Genomic DNA, 18093 nt, shown 5'->3' on the forward strand with positions numbered 1-18093 from the left:
GCAATCTCAGGAGTTCTGCTGCTTGGCGCGCGACTTCGCCCGGGCCCGCAGGCTGGCGGTGAGCTCGAGTTTGCGCACCCGCACGATCTCCGGGGTGACCTCGACGCACTCGTCCTCGGCGCAGAACTCCATGGCCTGCTCCAGGCCGAGCTCCAGCGGACGAGCCAGCGTCTCGAAGACGTCGGCGGTCGAGGACCGCATATTGGTCAGCTTCTTTTCCTTGGTGGCGTTGATGTCGAGGTCCTCGGCACGCGGGTTGATGCCCACGACCTGGCCCTCGTAGGTGTCCTGACCGGGCTCGACGAAGAACTGCCCGCGATCAGCGAGCTGGGTCATGGCGAACGGCGTGATCTTGCCGGTGCGGTCGGAGACCAGCGAGCCGGTGTGGCGGGCCCGGATCTCGCCCGCCCAGGGGCGGTACCCCTCGAACACCGCGTTGGCGATGCCGGTGCCGCGGGTGATCGTCAGGAAGTCGGTGCGGAAACCGATCAGGCCACGGCTGGGCACGATGAAGTCCATCCGGACCCACCCGGCGGCATGGTTGGTCATGTCCTCCATGCGGCCCTTGCGGGCGGCCATCAGCTGGGTGATGGCACCGACGAACTCTTCGGGGGTGTCGATGGTCATCGCCTCGAACGGCTCGTGCAGCTTGCCGTCGATGGTCTGGGTGACCACCTGCGGCTTGCCGACGGTCAGCTCGAAGCCTTCGCGGCGCATCTGCTCGACGAGGATGGCCAGCGCGAGCTCGCCACGGCCCTGGACTTCCCAGGCGTCCGGACGACCGATGTCGACCACCTTGATCGACACGTTGCCGACCAGTTCGGCGTCCAAGCGGCTCTTGACCATGCGCGCGGTCAGCTTGTGCCCGGACACCTTGCCGGCCAGCGGCGAGGTGTTGGTGCCGATGGTGACCGAGATGGCGGGCTCGTCGACGGTGATGCGCGGGAGTGCGTGGGCGTGCTCGATATCGGCCAGGGTGTCGCCGATCATGATCTCGGGCATGCCCGCGACGGCCACGATGTCACCGGCGACGGCTTCGTCGGTGCTGGTCCGCTCCACGCCGACAGTGACGAGCAGTTCGGTGATCTTGGCGTTGGTGATGACGGGATGGCCGTCCACCTCACGCATCCAGGCCACCTGCTGGCCCTTCTTCAGCTTGCCCTTGTAGATACGGACCAGCGCGAGACGGCCCAGGAACGCCGACGCGTCGAGGTTGGTCACCAGCGCCTGCAGCGGTGCCTCCGGATCGCCCTGCGGCGGCGGGATGTGCTCCAGCAGGACGTCGAACAGCGGATCGAGATTTTCGCCGTCGGGGTTCTCGCCGTTCGCGGGCTCGGTGGTGCTGGCGATGCCCGCACGCCCCGAGGCGTACAGCACCGGCAGTCCGAGAGCGAATTCGGCGGCGTTCTGGGCTTCGTCGTCGAGGTCGGAGGCGACATCGAGCAGCAGGTCATGGCTCTCGGAGACGACCTCGGCGATCCGCGCATCCGGGCGGTCGGTCTTGTTGACGACCACGATCACCGGCAGGTGCGCGGCCAGCGCCTTGCGCAGCACGAAGCGGGTCTGCGGCAACGGGCCCTCGGAGGCGTCCACCAGCAGCACGACACCGTCGACCATGGACAGGCCGCGCTCCACCTCGCCGCCGAAGTCGGCGTGGCCGGGGGTGTCGATGACGTTGATGACCGTCATGGACCCGTCGGGGTTCTGGCGGTGCACCGCGGTGTTCTTGGCCAGGATGGTGATGCCCTTTTCCTTCTCCAGGTCACCGGAGTCCATCAGGCGTTCGATGGCATCATCACCGCGGTGCGACAACGCACCGGACTGCCGCAGCATTGCATCGACCAGGGTTGTCTTACCGTGATCGACGTGCGCGACGATGGCTACGTTGCGAAAGTTCGGGCGAGAATCCACGTAGGGCATTGTCGCAGTGTGGGCACCCGATCACGAAAACGACCGATTTCTGCGGAAGGCGTGAGTGAAGAAGCTGCTGTCGGCCAAGCCGAAGAAGAAGTGTTGCCGCAGCAAGCCGCGCTGTAAGAAGTGTCCGCTGGTGTTGCACAAGGTGCAGAAGGCCGCACACAACGGAATGCGGGGCAAGGACTTGGAGAAGGTGTACAAACTCGCCCGAAAGACGTAATGACCTGGGTCGATACCTGTCCCTGACGCCGTGGCGAGCGTACCGTTGAGGTACCCGTCGGACGTTCTTGGAGGTATCGATCATGACGGTTTATCAAGTACTCACAGTGGCGGTGATCGTGGCGCTGGCGCTGGCTGCGACAGCGGCGATATATCTCGGATTACTGAACTGGTTCGGCGCCGCGTACGTGGTGCGGTGTGCCGCATGTCACCATCTGACGCTGTCATCGGCCAAGGACCCACAGGCGTCCTGCCCGCATTGCCGGCATCCGGCGCTGTTGCACCCGATCTACACGGCGGGCCACCGCGGTCAGCCGGTGCGCGTGGTCGGCGACCGCCTGCGGTACTAGCGACACGCATGCTCCGGAAAGTCTTCGAAAACTCTCAGCTTCGTTCAATTAACTTGTACGTCAATACTTCTCGGCACGTGCCCGGCGCCCGTGACGCCGCCAAAGCGCTTGCGTACGAAATCAATTGGTAACGTTCGCCACTCCTGCGCGATGCACCGAGCGACCAGAGCGGTCCGCTGTGACGAAGGGTTTGTGCCGATGCCTGTGACCACCCGAAGCCATTCCCCAGGTCGCTACGCTCCTGCCCGCCGGAGCCTTGTGCGTATCGCCACCAAGCTGACCGTCGTCGGCATCGGTGCCGCCGCCGTCGCCGCGGCGTTCGTGACCGTCGGGGCGGCAACGGCGAGCGCGGAGGTCACCGAGGTCGCACCCCGGCCCAACGTGTCCAGTCGCCAGGCCATCCTGGTCGACAAGAACGCGCTCCGCCGGTCGGGTCAGGGTGTCGCCCGCGGCTCCGGGGCCGAGAACCGGCGCGCCGGCAGCGGTGGGGTGATGGCCCAGGGCGAGGTCCGCGACAGCGTGATCGCGGTGCCGGGCACCTCGTCGGCCCCGTTCGGGGTCCGCGCCAACGGGGAGTTCCGCCAGGGCGCCCCCATCGGCAGTTGGTGAACGGGGTCAGACTGCCAGTGCCGCAGCCAGATCCGGCACCCAACCGCGGTCGGCCGGCACCCATGCCAGGTCGTCCAATTCGTGCGCTCGGACCCACCGCAACGCACGATGGTCGTGTGGCAGCGGGCTGCCGGAGTCGCAGCTGACCAGGTAGGCGCGCAACGTCATCGCGTTCGGCAGCGCCACGTCCGCACCGACGCGCGCGCCGACGGTGACCGCGATGCCGAGTTCTTCGCGGAGCTCACGAACGAGTCCGTCGGCGTCGCTCTCCCCCGCGGCGACCTTCCCGCCCGGCAACTCCCACAGACCGGCCAGTTCGGGCGGCCGTTTTCGCTGTGCGACCAGCAATGCACCCTGTGAAATGAGCGCTCCCGCAACGACGATCTGCCCGGCCATCGCGGTTGACGGTATACCGTCGAGGACATGGCTGTGTTAACCAACGACCAAGTCGACGCCGCACTGCCCGATCTGAACGGCTGGGAACGATCCGACGGCGCACTGCGCCGCTCGATCGAGTTCCCGGCGTTTCTTGAAGGGGTCGACGCCGTCGGTCGCGTCGCCGAGCTGGCAGAACAGAAGGATCATCACCCCGATATCGACATCCGTTGGCGGACGGTGACTTTCGCGCTCGTCACGCATTCCGCCGGCGGTATCACCGATCAGGATCTGGAGATGGCGAAGGCGATCGATCAGCTGCTCGGGGGCTAGCGGCGAGCCATCCCAGGGTGGCCAGCGTGGCCACCGGGTACACCATGCCCGCCCAGGCAAGGTGCCACGGGCGTTCGATCTCCCAGATCGTCGGCTGCGCGAAGCTCAGCAGCCATGGCACCCCGATGAGGGTCAGCGCCAGCCACCCCCAGCCCAGCACGCGGGCGCCGAGCCGTTCTCGCAGCGGCCCGTGCAGCAGCCAGATCATCAACGGGATCAGCCAGACCCAGTGATGCGTCCACGAGATCGGAGAGAGCAGCAGCCCGAACAGCTGGACCGTGACGATGCCGCCGAGTCGGTCTGCGGTGCCGATGGCCCGCCACGCCAGCAACGCCAGCAACGCGGTGAGCACCAGCGCGGCGAGCACGATGGGCCCGTAGCCGGCGTCGTAGCCGAGAATCCGTGAGATCGCGCCGCGCCAGGACTGGTTGAACGAGGTGCCGATCGGGCCGACACGGCGAGCATCACCCAGCAGATCGGTGAAGTAGTAGCGGGCCTGGTCGCCGACCACCAGAGCCGACACGCCGATGGTGGCCAGGAAGACCACCGCGGAGAACACCGCCACACCCCACCGGCGCACACCGACGAAGTAGAGACCCGCGACGGCCGGGGTGAGCTTGACACCGGCGGCCAGCCCCACCAGCAGGCCCGACCACCACCATCGGGTGCTCTGCACCGCACACAGCACGGCGAGCACCAGCAGCACGTTGATCTGGCCGTAGTCGAAGGTGCTGCGCAGCGGTTCGGTCCAGATGCCGACCGCGGTCCACACCATCGCCGGGCGCAGATCGGTGCGCCCGAGCAGCCGCAGACTGATCCGCACCACGCCGTAGAGCGCGGCGAAGATGCCGAGTTGCCAGATGAAGGCCACCACGCCGAACGGCAGCAGGCTCAGCGGGTAGAACACCACCGCCGCGAACGGCGGGTAGGTGAACGGCAGCGGGAAGTCCGGCGTCTGCTCGGCGTAGACGTAGTCGTAGAGCGCGCCGGGGTGCTCGAGGGTCTCGGCGCCTCCGACGTAGACGTGCAGGTCGACGAAGTTCGCGCCGTTGGGAACCAGGTAGGTCCAGGCGAGGCGCGCGGCGATGCTGACCACCAGCAACAGCGGCGCCCAGCGATACAGCTGTGCCCTCGGACCGGTGTCGCGGATGGTGTCTACGGGTCCGACTCTAACGACCGGCGTGTCGCTCGCCCGCCCGGTCACCATCGGCGCACACCTCCGTAACGGTTGGATAAATGCCACTCTTGTCACTTGAGTAACACCAGTAACACCGTAGTTTCGGTCTGAGACGTGCCGTCAACGAAATGGGGAGACTCGTGTCACCAACCAGAAAAGCGTTTGCCGCCAGCATGATTGCCGGAGCAGGCGCCGTCGCCACCGCCCTGATGCTCAGCCCGACCGCGGTCGCCGAACCGGCCCCGCTGCCGCCCGCACCTGCGCCGGCACCCGCCATGCCGAACATTCCGTTCATGAACCAGCTCGCCGGCCTGCCGGCCGCCGCGCCGGGCCTCATCCAGGGACTCGCTTCGGCGTTCACCGGTGGCGGCGGGCAGTCGACCCTGCCGGTCGATCCGATCACGCCGTCCGCTCCGGTGGCCAGCGCATCGCTGAACCTGCCGCCGACCCCGGGCGTGGCCACCGCGCTGCCCGCGGCGGCGGCTGCCGCTCCGGCGGTCGCCGGTGTGCAGAACATGGTCCCGGAGAGCCTGGCATCCCTGATCCCGGCCGGCACCCCGCTGGCGGGTCTGCTGCCGCAGACCGGTGCAGCCGCGCCGGCCGCGACGCCGGGCGTCCCGGCCGCGCCGGGCGTGCCTGCCTCGTCTCCGGCCGATGCCGCGGCCCAGTCACTGGTGCCGATGTTCCTGCCGGTCTCCGCGCTGCCCTGACCGCCGGCCGTACCCGTCACCGAACAACTCACCAGGGGGAAGTCATGCCATCGATCCGGACAATGCTGACCAGCACCACGGCCTGTGCGCTCGTGGCGCTGGGCAGCGGAGTCGCGATCCCTGCCCACGCCGAACCGGCCGCGCCCATGCCGCTGCCGATCAACGGCCTGCAGGCACCGGGGCTACCGGCGATGGAGACTCTCGGCCCGGCCATCCAGCAGGCCGCTGCTGATCCGGGCAATGCCGCATCGATGCTCATGGCCGCTGCCGCGGCGTTCGCCGGAAACGCGGCGGCGCCGTCTGATTCGCTGAATGTCGCGTCCGCCGTGAACCAGTTCGTGTCCGAGCCGCAGGCACATGTGCCTGCGGCCGGCGCGGGCGCGGACGCCCATCTGCCCGCCGGGGTGGACCCGGCCTTCTCCGTCGGGCCCGTCCCCATGGCGGTGCCCACCGCACCCGAGGCCGTCGTCCCGCCGGTGGATGCACCGGCACCGGCTCCCGAAGCGGCAGCCGCACCGGCTCCTGCCCCCGAGGCCGCGCCGCTGGCGGCACCCGCCCCGGAGGCCGCCCCCGCACCCGGTCCCGCGCCGGCACCCGCGCCCGCAGCCGGCACCATGCCCGACTTCGGCCCCGACGCGCCGACCACCCAGGACTTTATGTACCCGTCGATCAGCAACGGCTGCGGCGTCGACGGCGGCAACGTGCTGGCCACCGCGATCTCGGTCGCCGGCCCCGCGAAGATCCCCGCACCCGGCCCGGTCGCCGGACAGACCGCCTACGTGTTCACCGCGGTCGGCACTCCCGGCCCTGCGGCCGAGCAGAAGCTGCCGCTGAACGTGACGTGGGTGAACCTCACCACCGGCAAGTCCGGTACCGCGACGCTCAAACCGCAGGCCGATATCAACCCCGCCGGACCGACCACGCTGACCGCAATCGCCGACACCGGCTCGGGCAGCATCATGTCAACGATCTTCGGTCAGGTCAGCACGACCGAAAAGCAGTGCCAGTTCATGCCCACCATCGGTTCGACGGTGGTGCCGTAACGGGCGTATCGCTCAGCGCGAGCGATGGTGCGCTAGTACGCCATGAAGAGGATCATCTCGCGGTCGTATTCACGGCCGGGATGAGACTCCGAGAGGTGGGTCTGCGCCTTCTCGACGAGATCGTCTTCGTTCTCACCTTGAATCGCCTCGCCGCACGGGCAGTTCAGATGTGTCTTAGCCATATGTCCACAATCGCATACGCATGATGGTGGGCATGGACATCTACCACGTTATGCGCACAACTGGGGCGGTCCGTGTCTTCACCGGCGAACCGCTGCCCGACGAAACGCTGACCCGGATCCTCGACAACGCCCGCTTTGCGCCGAGCGGCGGCAACCGGCAGGGCACCCACGTCGTGGTGGTTCGCGATCCCGCCACCATGCAAGCCCTCGCCGATCTCACCGATACCGGTTTCCGGCGCTACATCGCCCAGCAACGCCACGGGGAGAGCCCGTGGAACCCGCTGCACCCGATGGCTGTGTCGGCCGAGGATCTCGCCGCCGTGCGCGTCCCCCGGGCGGGCCAACTGCTGGACGCCGATGTGGCGCTGGTGATCTGCGTCGACCTCGGTGTGGTGGCGGCATTCGATCAGGATCTCGACCGCATCGGCCTGGTGGCGGGCGCATCGGTCTACCCGCTGGTGTGGAACATCCTGCTGGCGGCCCGCAACGAGGGCTTCGGTGGCGTGCTCACCACGATGGTCGTGCCCGAGGAGCCCAGGGTGAAAGAACTGCTCGGCATCCCCGGGGACTACGCGATCGCCGCGGTGCTGCCGCTGGGCAAGCCGGTCAAGCAGTTCACCAAGCTGACCCGCAAACCGGTCTCCGAGTTCGTCACCCGGGAACGGTTCGACGGGCCGGCGTTCTGACGTTGACTCTGCGGTGAGGGCGCGCGCCTCTCGCACTTTCGCGGCGTAAGCGCAGAGTCAACGAGAATCTAGGCTTTCGCTGCCTTCGCGGCCGCCTTCATCTTTTTCTTGTAGGCCCGGACCTCCTGCAGCGATCCGGGGTCGACGACATCGGCCACCGACATGTGCGTGCCGGCCTTGCCGTAGTCCCCCGCCGCGGTCCGCCAGCCCTTGGGCGTCACCCCGTATTGCTTGCCCAGCAGCGCCAGGAAGATCTTGGCCTTCTGCTCGCCGAATCCGGGCAGCCGCTTGAGCCGTCGCAGCACCTCGGCGCCGTCGGGCTCACCGCCGGTCCACAGCGCGGTGACGTCACCGTCGTAGTCGTCGACGATCGCCTGGGCCAGCGCCTGCACCCGCTTGGACATCGAGCCCGGAAAACGATGAATGGCAGGGGTTTCCGAGCACAGCGCGACGAACTCGTCGGGGTTGTAGTCGGCGATCAGGCGGGCGTCGACCGCGCCGATACGGTCGGCGATCTTCTTCGGGCCCGCGAAGGCCGTCTCCATCGGGATCTGCTGATCGAGCAGCATCCCGACCAGCAATGCGAACGGGTTGTCGGCGAGCAGTTCGTCGGCCGCCGGATCTTGGACTAGCTGCAGGGTGGGCACCCGCCCAGTTTAGGACGCCGATTCAGCGGACTGTGTCGGTGCAGTGTGCCAACGTGTATGCGATAACCGGTGGCTGAGAGCCCACCGGACCTCGTAGGAGACAGTCATGAGACGTGTGATGGCACCCCTGGTTGCGGCCCTCGCCGCCTCGATCGCGCTGGCCGCCACGGCGCACGCGATACCCGAGCAGGGCACCCCGGCGTTCGACGAATACCTGGGCGGACTTCAGCGCAATGGCTACAACCTGAATCCGGACACCGCGTGGCGCGCCATGCATCAGGCGTGTGTGGGCGGACTGCCCGGATACATCGGTCTGGAATTGGCCGCTCAGGGCGTGATCGGTCCCGGCGCCCAGGAACGGGTGTTCGACGTGGCCAGGAAGTACGCCTGCCCGGTCCAGTAGCCGCACCGGCATAGGGTTGCGCCACGATGTCGGGTCAGATCGCGCTGACGTTGGCGGTCGCGCTGCTGCTGGCGGCGGTGGCCGCCGTCCTCGTGGTGCGCACCCGCCGCGTCGTGGCCACCCCCACCGAACGCGCCGTGCACGCCGCCCTGCACACCGCCTCGCTGGCGGCGCGCGCGCTGCGTCAGGGCCTGGACTCCGGATCCGCGGCCACGGCGGCGCCCTTCCTGCGCGGACTGACCGGCACCGACGGTGTCGCCTTGTTCAACGGCCACGGCGAGCTGCTGGCCGCCGACCCCGACGACGAGCTGATCTGGCAGCCCGATATCGCCGAAACCTGTGCATCCACCGCCGCGGAGTCGATCGCCGGCGAACGCCGCGTACTCAACGGTGTGCGCACCTCCACCGTGGTGGCCCAGCCGCTGTTGGCCGAGAACGGTGACGTGCTGGGCGTGCTGGTGGTCGTCACCGCGGGCAGCCCGGGCCCCGGGATGCTCGGCGCGATCGGCGAGGTCGCGCGCTACGCCGCCAGCCAGATCGAACTGGCCGAACTCGATGCGTCCCGGGCCCGGCTGGACAAGGCCGAGGTCTTGGCGCTGCGCGCGCAGATCAGCCCGCACTTCATCTACAACGCGCTCAACACCATCGCCTCGTTCGTGCGCACCGATCCCGCCCGCGCCCGCGAACTCATCCTGGAGTTCGCCGATTTCACCCGCTACTCGTTCCGGGCCGCCGGCCAGTACACCACCCTGGCCGAGGAACTGCGCAATATCGACCGCTACCTCACGCTGGAGCGGGCCCGGTTCGGCACCGCGCTGACGGTCCGCCTGCAGGTCGCCCCCGAGGTACTCAACGTGGTGGTGCCGTTCCTGGCGCTCCAACCGTTGGTGGAGAACGCGGTCCGGCACGGACTGGCCGGCCGCGGCGGCGGTTCGGTGGAAATCGTCGCCAACGATGCCGGCTCGGACTGTGTCATCACCGTCGAGGACGACGGCGCCGGAATGGATCCCGACACATTGCGGGCCGGCCAGGGCGACGCGCTGGCCGACCGCAGCGCCGACCAGTCCGCACACGTCGGCCTGACCAATGTCGACCATCGGCTGCGCGCGGCGTTCGGCAACGATTACGGTCTGGTGGTCGAAACGGCTGTCGGGGCGGGGACCAAGGTCATCATGCGGGTGCCGAAGTTCCGCTCCGGTGTGCGGGCCAGCGGAGGTGTCGCGTGAGCGTGACGGGTCTGACGGTCCTGGCCGTCGACGATGAGGCGCCGGCGCTCGACGAGCTGGCCTACTTGTTGGGCCAGCACCCCGATATCGCCTCGGTGCACACCGCGGGGGACGCCACCTCGGCCCTGCGCGAACTCAATGCGCATCCCATCGACGCCGTGTTCCTGGACATCAACATGCCGGGCTTGTCCGGCATCGAACTCGCCGGTGTGTTGCGCAACTTCGCGAACCGGCCCGCGGTGGTGTTCGTGACAGCGCACGACGACAAAGCGGTCGCCGCCTTCGATGTCGGCGCCGTGGACTACCTGCTCAAGCCGATCCGGCAGAACCGGCTCGACGAGGCCGTGCGCCGGGTGACGATCGCGCGCAACAACGAACCCGAACCGCCCGACGATCCCGACGCACCCGACTCCGATGTCATCCCGGCCGAGCTCGGCGGCATCACCCAGCTGGTACCGCGGGAGACCATCGGCTGGGTGGAGGCCGAAGGCGACTACGCCCGGCTACACGCGGCCACCGGAGCCCATCTGGTCCGGATTCCGTTGAGTGTCTTGGAAACCCGCTGGCGCGATCACGGCTTCCAACGCATACACCGGTCCTACCTCGTCTCCTTGCGGCTGGTGACCGGGCTGCGCACCGCAGAGGGCGCGGTGCTGGTCCGGCTGCGGGCCAACGGCGCCTCCCCCGCGGTGGAACTCCCGGTGAGCCGGCGCCAGGCCCGCGAGCTCCGCGACCGGTTGGTTCGGGATCCGATGCGCAACCTCAAGCCCGCGGGCTCCGATGACTGAACGACCGGAACGTCAACGAGTGGTGCTCGCGCACCGGCGCGGCGCGCGGATGGTGCGGACCCGCGTCGAGGTCCAGGAGCAGACCCAGGTGGGCGATGCGTTGGTGCGCGGTCTGATGCGCGCACAGCTGGGGCTCGCGCTGCGACTGGGTGCGGTCGTGGTGTTCGCCGTGGCGGGCATCGTGGTGTTGAACAGGGCGGCGCCGGACCTGACGGTGTTCGGGATGCGGCTGAACTGGCTGCTGCTGGCGGTGTTGGCCTATCCCCTGCTCTACGGTGTGGGACGGCTCTACGTGCGGCTGGCCGAACAGGGCGAGAAGGACTTCGTCCGGGTCGTCGACAGCGAACCGTGACCGGCTCACCGCTGACGGCGGCCGCCCTGCTGATTGCGGCGATCGCCACCGTGGTCATCGGTAGCTGGGGAGTTCGGCTGTCGCGCACCACGTCGGATTTCCTGGTGGCCTCCCGAAGCGTCGGACCGCGCTGGAACGCTGCCGCGATATCCGGCGAATATCTCTCCGCCGCATCATTTCTCGGGGTTGCCGGGCTGATCGCGAAGTACGGCGCCGACGCACTGTGGTATCCCGTCGGATTCACCGCCGGCTACCTCGGTCTGCTGTTGTTCGTCGCCGCTCCGCTGCGCCGCTCGGGCGCCTACACGGTTCCCGACTTCGCCGAGTTCCGGCTGGGCTCGGCGCGACTGCGCAAGGTGGCCATGCTCGTCGTGGTGATCATCTGTGTGTTCTACCTGGCGCCGCAGTACCAGGGAGCCGGTCTGGCGCTGAAAACGCTTCTCGGCATGCCGGTGTGGACCGGCCCCGTACTGGTCGGCGCGATCGTCATCACCAATGTGGTGGGCGGCGGAATGCGCTCCATCACCTTCGTGCAGGCCTTCCAGTACTGGCTGAAACTCACCGCGATCGCCATTCCGGCGCTGGCACTGCTCGGCCTGTTCGTGACCGACCGTGGCGAACTGGGCGGTCCGCTGCCGCCGAGCGTGGACCGCGAGACGACCGTGCAGGTCGAGACCGATGTGGTGGTCCAGGTGGTCGACCCGTCCGGGATCACGATGACCGGTCAGCTCGACGGAAAGACGGTGCGCGATGCCACCTTCGGCACTCCGGGCGAACACACCGTCGGCGCCGGGACCAGCCTCACCCTGGCCGCCGGCGCCGCCACCCCGGTGGTGGCCGGCACGCCGAGCACCGGCAGCGAATGGATCGTCTCCGGCGGCGGCCTGGGCGGCGGGCATCCGCTGTACCAGGTGATCTCGATCATCGTGGCGACCTTTCTCGGCACGATGGGCCTGCCACATGTGTTGGTGCGGTTCTACACCAACCGCGACGGGCGGGCGGCGCGGCGGACCGCGCTGGCCGTCATCGCGCTGCTGTCGTTCTTCTACCTCTTCCCCACCCTGCTCGGGGTGTTCTCCCGGCTGTACGTGCCGCAACTGCTGATCACCGGAACTGCCGATGCCGCAGTGCTGTTGGCGCCGGGCTCGGCCATCGGCGGAGCGCTCGGTCAAATGTTGGCCGCCCTGGTCGCGGCGGGCGCCATCGCGGCCTTCCTGGCGACCTCGTCCGGGTTGCTGGTCAGCATCGCCGGTGCGCTGGCCACCGATGTGATGCGCGGCCGGGTCCGCGACTTCCGCATCGCGGCGGTGATCGGCGGCGTCATCCCGATCCCGCTGTCCCTGCTGGTGGCCGATCTGGAACTGTCCCGCACCGTCGGGCTGGCGTTCGCCGTCGCGGCCTCCACCCTGTGCCCGCTGCTGGTGCTCGGCATCTGGTGGCGCGGGCTGACCGCCACCGGTGCCGCCTGCGGGTTGATCGTCGGCGGACTCGCCTGTGGTAGCGCGGTATTGGTGGAGATCACCGGAGGGATCGACGAGAACGTGCTGGGCGGTTGGCCCGCGGTGATGGTCGGCTATCCCGCTGCGGTGAGCGTTCCGGTGGCGTTCGCCACCATGATCGTGGTCAGCCGGTTCACCCGCGCCACCCCCGACGTTGCGCAGATCTTCGCCCGGATGCACGTCCCGGAACGGCTCGGCATGGGTGTCGAACGTCTACCGGAGGGCTGAGACTGCCCGTGGCCTTCAACCAGCCACTGGCGACTTGTGCTGCAATCTCGGCCACCGCTTATCGCCGGGTTCCGACCGCTCACCGCACCCCTGCCCGGCTTCGTCGTATCGCTTCGTTTTGTGACCCACATCTCAATTAGGTTCGGTACCCAACTGGTTCACAGTCGACGTCAGGAGTCATCCGGTGCCCGAGATCGATCTACCCGCGCGGCCTGCGCCCACCGGCGAGGAGTTCCTCGCCATGCAGGCCAGCCCCGAGTTCCAGGACTTGCGCAGCAGGCTGCGCAAATTCGTCTTCCCGATGACCGCGTTCTTCCTGATCTGGTACGGGATCTATGTCCTGCTCGGTGCGTTCGCCACCGAGTTCATGGCCACCCCGGTGTTCGGCAACGTCAACGTCGGCCTGATCATCGGGCTCGGCCAGTTCCTGACCACGTTCATCATCACCGGTCTTTACGTCCGCTTCGCCAACCGCGATCTGGACCCGCGTTCGGCGGCCATCCGCGAAGAGCTGGAAGGACCCCTGCGATGAACCTCCTGGCAGCAACCGAGACGGTGGGCAACCCCATCGCCAACATGGCCATCTTCGGCGTGTTCGTCGTCGTCACCATGGTCGTGGTGATCCGCGCCAGCAAGAAGAACGCCACCGCCGACGAGTTCTTCACCGGCGGCCGCGCCTTCTCCGGCCCACAGAACGGCATCGCGATCGCCGGTGACTACCTGTCGGCAGCCAGCTTCCTCGGCATCGCCGGCGCCATCGCCGTCTACGGCTACGACGGCTTCCTCTATTCGATCGGCTTCCTGGTCGCCTGGCTGGTGGCCCTGCTGCTGGTCGCCGAATTGTTGCGTAACACAGGCCGATTCACCATGGCCGACGTGCTGAGCTTCCGATTGAATCAGCGCAAGGTCCGGGTCGCGGCCGCCACTTCGACGCTGACGGTCTCGCTGTTCTACCTGCTGGCGCAGATGGCCGGCGCGGGTGGCCTGGTGGCGTTGCTGATGAACATCAACAGCCGTACCGGACAGTCGATCGTGATCGCCGTCGTCGGTCTGCTGATGATCGTCTACGTCTTGGTCGGCGGCATGAAGGGCACCACCTGGGTGCAGATCATCAAGGCCGTGCTTCTGATTGCCGGCGCCGGAATCATGACCGTGATGGTGCTCGCCAAGTTCGGGATGAACTTCTCCGAGATCCTCGGCTCGGCGCAGGCCGCCATCTCCGGGGCCACCACCGAAGGTGTCGCCAGCCGTGACGTGCTGGCGCCCGGCGCCCAGTACGGCGGATCGCTGACCTCCCAGATCAACTTCATCTCGCTGGCGCTGGCGCTGGTGCTCGGCACGGCCGGTCTGCCGCACGTGCTGATGCGGTTCTACACGGTGCCCACCGCCAAGGAGGCCCGCAAGTCCGTCGTGTGGGCCATCGCCCTGATCGGCGCGTTCTACCTGTTCACCCTGGTGCTCGGCTACGGCGCCGCGGCGCTCGTCGGCCCGGATCGCATCCTCAGCGCTGCGGGCGGCGTGAACTCGGCGGCCCCGCTGCTGGCACTGGAACTCGGCGGTGTCGTTCTGCTCGGCATCATCTCGGCGGTGGCCTTCGCGACCATCCTGGCGGTCGTGGCCGGTCTGACCATCACCGCGTCGGCGTCCTTCGCCCACGACATCTACGCCGGCGTGTGGAAGAAGCACAAGGTCACCGAGGACGAGCAGGTGCGGGTCTCCCGCATCACCGCGGTGGTGCTGGGCATCGTGGCGATCGGTCTCGGCATCCTGGCCAATGGACAGAACGTCGCCTTCCTGGTGGCGCTGGCCTTCGCCATCGCCGCGGCGGCCAACCTGCCCACCATCGTGTATTCGCTGTACTGGAAGCGGTTCAACACCCGCGGTGCGCTGTGGAGCATGTACGGCGGTCTGATCTCGACGCTGATCCTGATCATCTTCTCCCCCGCCGTGTCGGGTGCGAAGACCTCGATGATCCCGGGTGCGGACTTCGCCTGGTTCCCGCTGGCCAACCCGGGGATCGTGTCCATCCCGCTGGCATTCGCGCTCGGCATCATCGGCTCCCTCACCTCGAAGGACACCGGTGACCCAGCGATCAACGCGGAGATGGAGGTGCGGTCGCTGACGGGGGTGGGCGCCGAGAAGGCTGTTGCGCACTAGCCACGAGGATTACCAGGCCCGGCGGCGGTGTTGTTCACGCGAGTGAACACCCGCCGCCGGTCCTTTGCCTTTGCAGCACTGGCCTATGCCTTCGCCGCCGCGATGGTCGGCACCACCCTGCCCACTCCGCTGTATGCGCTCTACGCCGAGCGGATGCACTTCTCCGTCCTCACCACGACGGTGATTTTCGCGGTCTACGCGCTGGGTGTGCTGGCAGCACTGCTGCTCTTCGGGCGGTGGTCGGATGTCCTCGGCAGGCGCCCGGTGCTGTTGGCCGGCCTGGCCTTCGCGATCGCCAGCGCGGTGGTGTTCCTGGCCGCCGACAGCGTGGCGATGCTGCTCGTGGGGCGCTTCCTGTCGGGTCTGTCGGCGGGACTGTTCACCGGTACCGCCACCGCCGCGGTGGTCGAGGCGCTGCCGACCGCGCAGCGGGAGCGCGCCGCGATGGTGGCCACCATCGTCAACATCGGTGGCCTCGGTATCGGTCCGGTGTTGGCCGGCGCGCTCGCCGAATACGTGCCGCACCCGCTGACACTGCCGTTCGTCGTGCACATCGTGCTGGCTGCGCTGGCGGCGGGGGCGGTGCTCATCGCGCCGGAAACCTCGCCGCGCACCGGTCGAATCGGCCTGCAGCGTCTCACCGTTCCCGCCGAGGTGCGCGCAGTGTTCCTGACAGCAGCCACCGCCGCGTTCGCCGGCTTCGCCGTGACGGGCCTTTTCGCCGCGATCGCACCGTCCTTCGTCGCCGACGTCGTCGGGATCGCCAACCATGCCGTCGCCGGCGCCATCGCCGGGTCCATATTCCTGGCCTCCGCCGTCGCTCAGCTCGCCGGCCGCCGCATCGTCCCGGCCACCGCGGTCGCCTGGGGCTGCGCGATCCTGGTGGTGGGCATGGTGATTCTGGCTGTCGCCCTGACCTTTTCGTCGCTGACGGGGATCATCGTCGCGGCCGTGGTAGCCGGCACCGGGCAGGGTATCAGCTTCAGCCGGGGCCTGGCCGCGGTGGTCGAGCAGGTGCCCGCGAAGCAACGCGGCGAGATCAGCTCGACCTATTTCGTGGTGGGCTACGTGGCGATCTCGGTGCCGGTGGTCGGCGTGGGGTTTGCCGCGCAGGCCTGGGGGCTACGCGCCGCCGGGGTGAGCTTTGCCGCCGCGGTGGCGGTGCTGTCGCTGGGCTGCCTCGTCGCGATCCTGCTGCAGAGCAGGCACCAGGCCCGATTGAGTGGTTCTACTCAGGCCTGACATCGGTCTCCGCAGCTAGATTCGGATCATGGCCATCGCAGCGTTCCCGACGGTCGCCGAGGTGGCGGCGAGCACCCCGCCCGAGCGGGACCGCGCCATCGACGTCATCCGCATCACCGCACTGGTGGGTGTCGTCATCGGGCACACCGTCATGGCCACCAGCATCATCCGCGACGGCGTCTTCCACTGGGAAAACCTGCTCACCACATCAGTGGTGTTCCAGGCCCTGACCTGGGTATTCCAGATCATGCCGCTGTTCTTCTTCGCCGGGGTGGCGGCCTCTGCGCACACCTACGCCGGCGCCTGGGGCGGCTGGCTGCTCAAACGCTGCACCCGGCTGTACCGTCCGGTGTTCTACTACCTGGCGTTCTGGACGGTGGCGCTGATGGTGGCGCACCGCGCGCTCCCGGTGCACGTGTACGAGCCGATCGCCGGTATCTCGATCCAGTTGCTCTGGTTCCTCGGCGCCTATGTCCTTGTACTGGCTGCGGTTCCGCTGCTCACCCGGATCAACACCGCGGGCCGGTTGGTCGCCGCCGTCGCCACCCTGTACGCATCGGTCGCCGTCATCGATGTCATCCGGATCAATGAACCGAGCTGGAACTGGCTGGGTTACGCCAATCTTGCGGTATGGCTGGTGCCCGGCATGTTCGGTGTCGCCTACCGGTACCGGCTGCTCACCACTTCGAACGCGGCCGTCCTCGGGGTGTCGATGCTGGCGATCAATCTCGCGCTCGTGCGGTTCGGACCGTACGAACCCAGCCTGGTCGGCATCGAGGGCCAACAGCTGAAGAACATGGCGCCGCCGTCTTTGCTGCTGGCCGGCCACGCAATCATGATGTGCGCGTTCGCGATTGCCGCCGCGCCCGGCATCGGCCGGTGGGCCCGGCGTCCGCGGGTGTGGTGGTTGACGGCGATCGGCAACAGCGGCGCCATGACGTTGTACCTGTGGCACATCCCGGCGCTGCTCGGTATGCACCTGGCCTTCGATCTGATGGGGCTGCCCCGCTACCCGGGGCAACCGCATTTCGTCGCGCTCAGCATCGTCCAGCTCGTGGTGATGGCCGTACTGGTCACCGCCTTGTTCGTGGCCCTGCGCCCGCTGGAGAACAATCCGCTGCCGTATTGGGACGGCGGCACGGTCGGCGAATCCGGGGTGCGCAGCGCCACGGTGGGCGCGCTGTTGTGCCTCGCGGGTGCGGCCACCCTGGCCTCGGTGGGCTGGGGAATGAAGGGGCTCGGGCTCTATTGCGTCGCGCTGATGCTGGGCGCGCTCGTCGGTGCCCGCAGTCTGTCGCGTTAGCCGCTCTTGCGGCGGAACTCCCGACGGTTCTCCACCGGGCCGTGCGCGCCGCGCGGCTGTTTACGGCCGGCTTCGGCATGTGACACGCCGTCCGCGGTCTGCGTCTTCTTCCGCTCCAGCGCCTCCCGGAACTTGCGCTTGGTGTCGTCTTCGGGAGTCTCGTCGGCCATACCGACAGCCTAGCCTTCTCACCTGATCCCGGGCGGCATCCCGTACAGATGGTTGATCGGCAGGGTCAGCAGCACCCGCCGGTCATCGACCATGGCCCGGCGGTAATCGTCCCAGTCCGGATGTTCACCGGCGATGTTGCGGTACAAGGCAATCAACGCCTCAACGGTGTCATCTCCCGCGTTCGCGGCAGGTGGGGTGAGCACGGCGTCCCCCTCGGCGACGGCGTAGGCCCAGCCGTCGTCGGAGGACACGTGGATGGAGGCACGCGGGTCGCGGCGCAAATTGCGGGTCTTGGCGCGCGGTTCGGTCACCGATACCTGCAGGGCGACATTGCGCGCGTCGAACCAGTACGAGACGTTGGACAGCTGTGGTCGCCCGTCCTTCTTCACCGTGGCCAGCACCCCCAGCGAGTTCCCACTGATCAATGCCAACAGCTTGTCGTCGAAAACCTGGCGCCCCATCACACGAGAGTACGA

At 68.1% G+C, this 18093-nt stretch carries 23 protein-coding genes; 16 read left to right on the forward strand and 7 right to left on the reverse strand.

Annotation, left to right across the window (positions count from 1 at the left end):
- Nucleotides 1–6: 6 nt before the first annotated feature.
- A complete protein-coding gene (typA, locus tag C6A86_RS21400; protein WP_105365277.1) occupies nucleotides 7–1920 on the reverse strand; it encodes a translational GTPase TypA in 1914 nt (637 codons plus the stop codon).
- 55 nt (nucleotides 1921–1975) lie between these two features.
- Here typA and C6A86_RS21405 point away from each other — a divergent pair, with 55 nt between their 5' ends.
- The 3 genes from C6A86_RS21405 (at nucleotide 1976) to C6A86_RS21415 (ending at nucleotide 3095) form a co-directional block, all read left to right on the forward strand.
- A complete protein-coding gene (locus C6A86_RS21405; RefSeq protein ID WP_105365278.1) occupies nucleotides 1976–2137 on the forward strand; it encodes a hypothetical protein in 162 nt (53 codons plus the stop codon).
- An 82-nt stretch (nucleotides 2138–2219) separates the two neighbouring features.
- A complete protein-coding gene (locus tag C6A86_RS21410) occupies nucleotides 2220–2486 on the forward strand; it encodes a hypothetical protein (RefSeq protein WP_105365279.1) in 267 nt (88 codons plus the stop codon).
- Between the two features lie 258 nt (nucleotides 2487–2744).
- Nucleotides 2745–3095 carry a hypothetical protein gene (locus tag C6A86_RS21415; protein WP_105365280.1) on the forward strand — a complete coding sequence of 117 codons (351 nt, stop codon included), beginning with the start codon at nucleotides 2745–2747 and terminating at the stop codon, nucleotides 3093–3095.
- A 6-nt stretch (nucleotides 3096–3101) separates the two neighbouring features.
- On the opposite strand, the gene C6A86_RS21420 is transcribed toward C6A86_RS21415, so the two are convergent.
- Entirely contained in the window at nucleotides 3102–3491 is a 390-nt protein-coding gene (locus C6A86_RS21420) for a (deoxy)nucleoside triphosphate pyrophosphohydrolase (protein WP_105365281.1), read from the reverse strand.
- 27 nt (nucleotides 3492–3518) lie between these two features.
- On the opposite strand from C6A86_RS21420, the gene C6A86_RS21425 reads away from it, so the two are divergent.
- Complete coding sequence (locus C6A86_RS21425) at nucleotides 3519–3803, forward strand: 4a-hydroxytetrahydrobiopterin dehydratase (RefSeq protein WP_105365282.1); 285 nt, start codon at nucleotides 3519–3521, stop codon at nucleotides 3801–3803.
- Here the strand turns inward: C6A86_RS21425 and C6A86_RS21430 are convergent.
- On the reverse strand, nucleotides 3748–5010 hold the full coding sequence (locus C6A86_RS21430; RefSeq protein ID WP_105365283.1) for a mannosyltransferase: 1263 nt from the start codon (nucleotides 5008–5010) through the stop codon (nucleotides 3748–3750). The genes C6A86_RS21425 and C6A86_RS21430 overlap by 56 nt on opposite strands.
- 143 nt (nucleotides 5011–5153) lie before the next feature.
- On the opposite strand from C6A86_RS21430, the gene C6A86_RS21435 reads away from it, so the two are divergent.
- Both C6A86_RS21435 and C6A86_RS21440 read left to right on the forward strand, forming a co-directional pair.
- A complete protein-coding gene (locus C6A86_RS21435) occupies nucleotides 5154–5690 on the forward strand; it encodes a hypothetical protein (protein WP_233213165.1) in 537 nt (178 codons plus the stop codon).
- A gap of 44 nt (nucleotides 5691–5734) precedes the next feature.
- Nucleotides 5735–6733 (forward strand): hypothetical protein, encoded by a 999-nt coding sequence (locus C6A86_RS21440; protein ID WP_311100848.1) that lies wholly within the window; start codon nucleotides 5735–5737, stop codon nucleotides 6731–6733.
- A 32-nt stretch (nucleotides 6734–6765) separates the two neighbouring features.
- Here C6A86_RS21440 and C6A86_RS21445 read toward each other — a convergent pair whose 3' ends face one another.
- Nucleotides 6766–6915 carry a DUF1059 domain-containing protein gene (locus C6A86_RS21445; protein ID WP_105363430.1) on the reverse strand — a complete coding sequence of 50 codons (150 nt, stop codon included), beginning with the start codon at nucleotides 6913–6915 and terminating at the stop codon, nucleotides 6766–6768.
- Nucleotides 6916–6947: 32 nt separating this feature from the next.
- Here C6A86_RS21445 and C6A86_RS21450 point away from each other — a divergent pair, with 32 nt between their 5' ends.
- Entirely contained in the window at nucleotides 6948–7601 is a 654-nt protein-coding gene (locus C6A86_RS21450) for a nitroreductase family protein (RefSeq protein WP_105363431.1), read from the forward strand.
- Between the two features lie 68 nt (nucleotides 7602–7669).
- On the opposite strand, the gene C6A86_RS21455 is transcribed toward C6A86_RS21450, so the two are convergent.
- Nucleotides 7670–8248 carry an HhH-GPD-type base excision DNA repair protein gene (locus C6A86_RS21455; RefSeq protein ID WP_105363429.1) on the reverse strand — a complete coding sequence of 193 codons (579 nt, stop codon included), beginning with the start codon at nucleotides 8246–8248 and terminating at the stop codon, nucleotides 7670–7672.
- A 106-nt stretch (nucleotides 8249–8354) separates the two neighbouring features.
- Between C6A86_RS21455 and C6A86_RS21460 the strand changes: the two genes are divergently transcribed.
- The 9 genes from C6A86_RS21460 to C6A86_RS21500 all read left to right on the forward strand — a co-directional run bounded on the left by C6A86_RS21460 (nucleotide 8355) and on the right by C6A86_RS21500 (nucleotide 17446).
- A complete protein-coding gene (locus C6A86_RS21460) occupies nucleotides 8355–8651 on the forward strand; it encodes a DUF732 domain-containing protein (protein ID WP_105363428.1) in 297 nt (98 codons plus the stop codon).
- Between the two features lie 26 nt (nucleotides 8652–8677).
- Nucleotides 8678–9877 (forward strand): sensor histidine kinase, encoded by a 1200-nt coding sequence (locus tag C6A86_RS21465; protein WP_105363427.1) that lies wholly within the window; start codon nucleotides 8678–8680, stop codon nucleotides 9875–9877.
- Nucleotides 9874–10665 carry a LytTR family DNA-binding domain-containing protein gene (locus C6A86_RS21470; protein ID WP_105363426.1) on the forward strand — a complete coding sequence of 264 codons (792 nt, stop codon included), beginning with the start codon at nucleotides 9874–9876 and terminating at the stop codon, nucleotides 10663–10665. The genes C6A86_RS21465 and C6A86_RS21470 overlap by 4 nt, the downstream gene beginning before the upstream one ends.
- The gene (locus C6A86_RS21475; RefSeq protein WP_105363425.1) at nucleotides 10658–11017 is read left to right on the forward strand and encodes a hypothetical protein; all 360 of its coding nucleotides are present in this window, start codon (nucleotides 10658–10660) and stop codon (nucleotides 11015–11017) included. Before C6A86_RS21470 ends, C6A86_RS21475 begins: the two co-directional genes overlap by 8 nt.
- Entirely contained in the window at nucleotides 11014–12744 is a 1731-nt protein-coding gene (locus C6A86_RS21480; RefSeq protein ID WP_105363424.1) for a cation acetate symporter, read from the forward strand. Before C6A86_RS21475 ends, C6A86_RS21480 begins: the two co-directional genes overlap by 4 nt.
- Nucleotides 12745–12928: 184 nt before the next feature.
- Nucleotides 12929–13276 (forward strand): DUF485 domain-containing protein, encoded by a 348-nt coding sequence (locus C6A86_RS21485; protein WP_105363423.1) that lies wholly within the window; start codon nucleotides 12929–12931, stop codon nucleotides 13274–13276.
- Nucleotides 13273–14901, forward strand: coding sequence for a cation acetate symporter (locus tag C6A86_RS21490; RefSeq protein WP_105363422.1), 1629 nt, complete (start codon nucleotides 13273–13275; stop codon nucleotides 14899–14901). The genes C6A86_RS21485 and C6A86_RS21490 overlap by 4 nt, the downstream gene beginning before the upstream one ends.
- Before the next feature lie 102 nt (nucleotides 14902–15003).
- The gene (locus C6A86_RS21495) at nucleotides 15004–16143 is read left to right on the forward strand and encodes an MFS transporter (RefSeq protein ID WP_396835374.1); all 1140 of its coding nucleotides are present in this window, start codon (nucleotides 15004–15006) and stop codon (nucleotides 16141–16143) included.
- A 28-nt stretch (nucleotides 16144–16171) separates the two neighbouring features.
- A complete protein-coding gene (locus C6A86_RS21500; RefSeq protein WP_105363420.1) occupies nucleotides 16172–17446 on the forward strand; it encodes an acyltransferase in 1275 nt (424 codons plus the stop codon).
- Here the strand turns inward: C6A86_RS21500 and C6A86_RS21505 are convergent.
- Together C6A86_RS21505 and C6A86_RS21510 are read right to left on the reverse strand one after the other, a co-directional pair.
- Complete coding sequence (locus tag C6A86_RS21505; RefSeq protein WP_105363419.1) at nucleotides 17443–17616, reverse strand: DUF5302 domain-containing protein; 174 nt, start codon at nucleotides 17614–17616, stop codon at nucleotides 17443–17445. The two genes, C6A86_RS21500 and C6A86_RS21505, sit on opposite strands and share 4 nt — an antisense overlap.
- 18 nt (nucleotides 17617–17634) lie before the next feature.
- The gene (locus C6A86_RS21510) at nucleotides 17635–18078 is read right to left on the reverse strand and encodes a PPOX class F420-dependent oxidoreductase (protein WP_105363418.1); all 444 of its coding nucleotides are present in this window, start codon (nucleotides 18076–18078) and stop codon (nucleotides 17635–17637) included.
- Nucleotides 18079–18093: the final 15 nt, after the last annotated feature.

The organism is Mycobacterium sp. ITM-2016-00316 (assembly GCF_002968335.2).
Lineage (GTDB): Bacteria > Actinomycetota > Actinomycetes > Mycobacteriales > Mycobacteriaceae > Mycobacterium.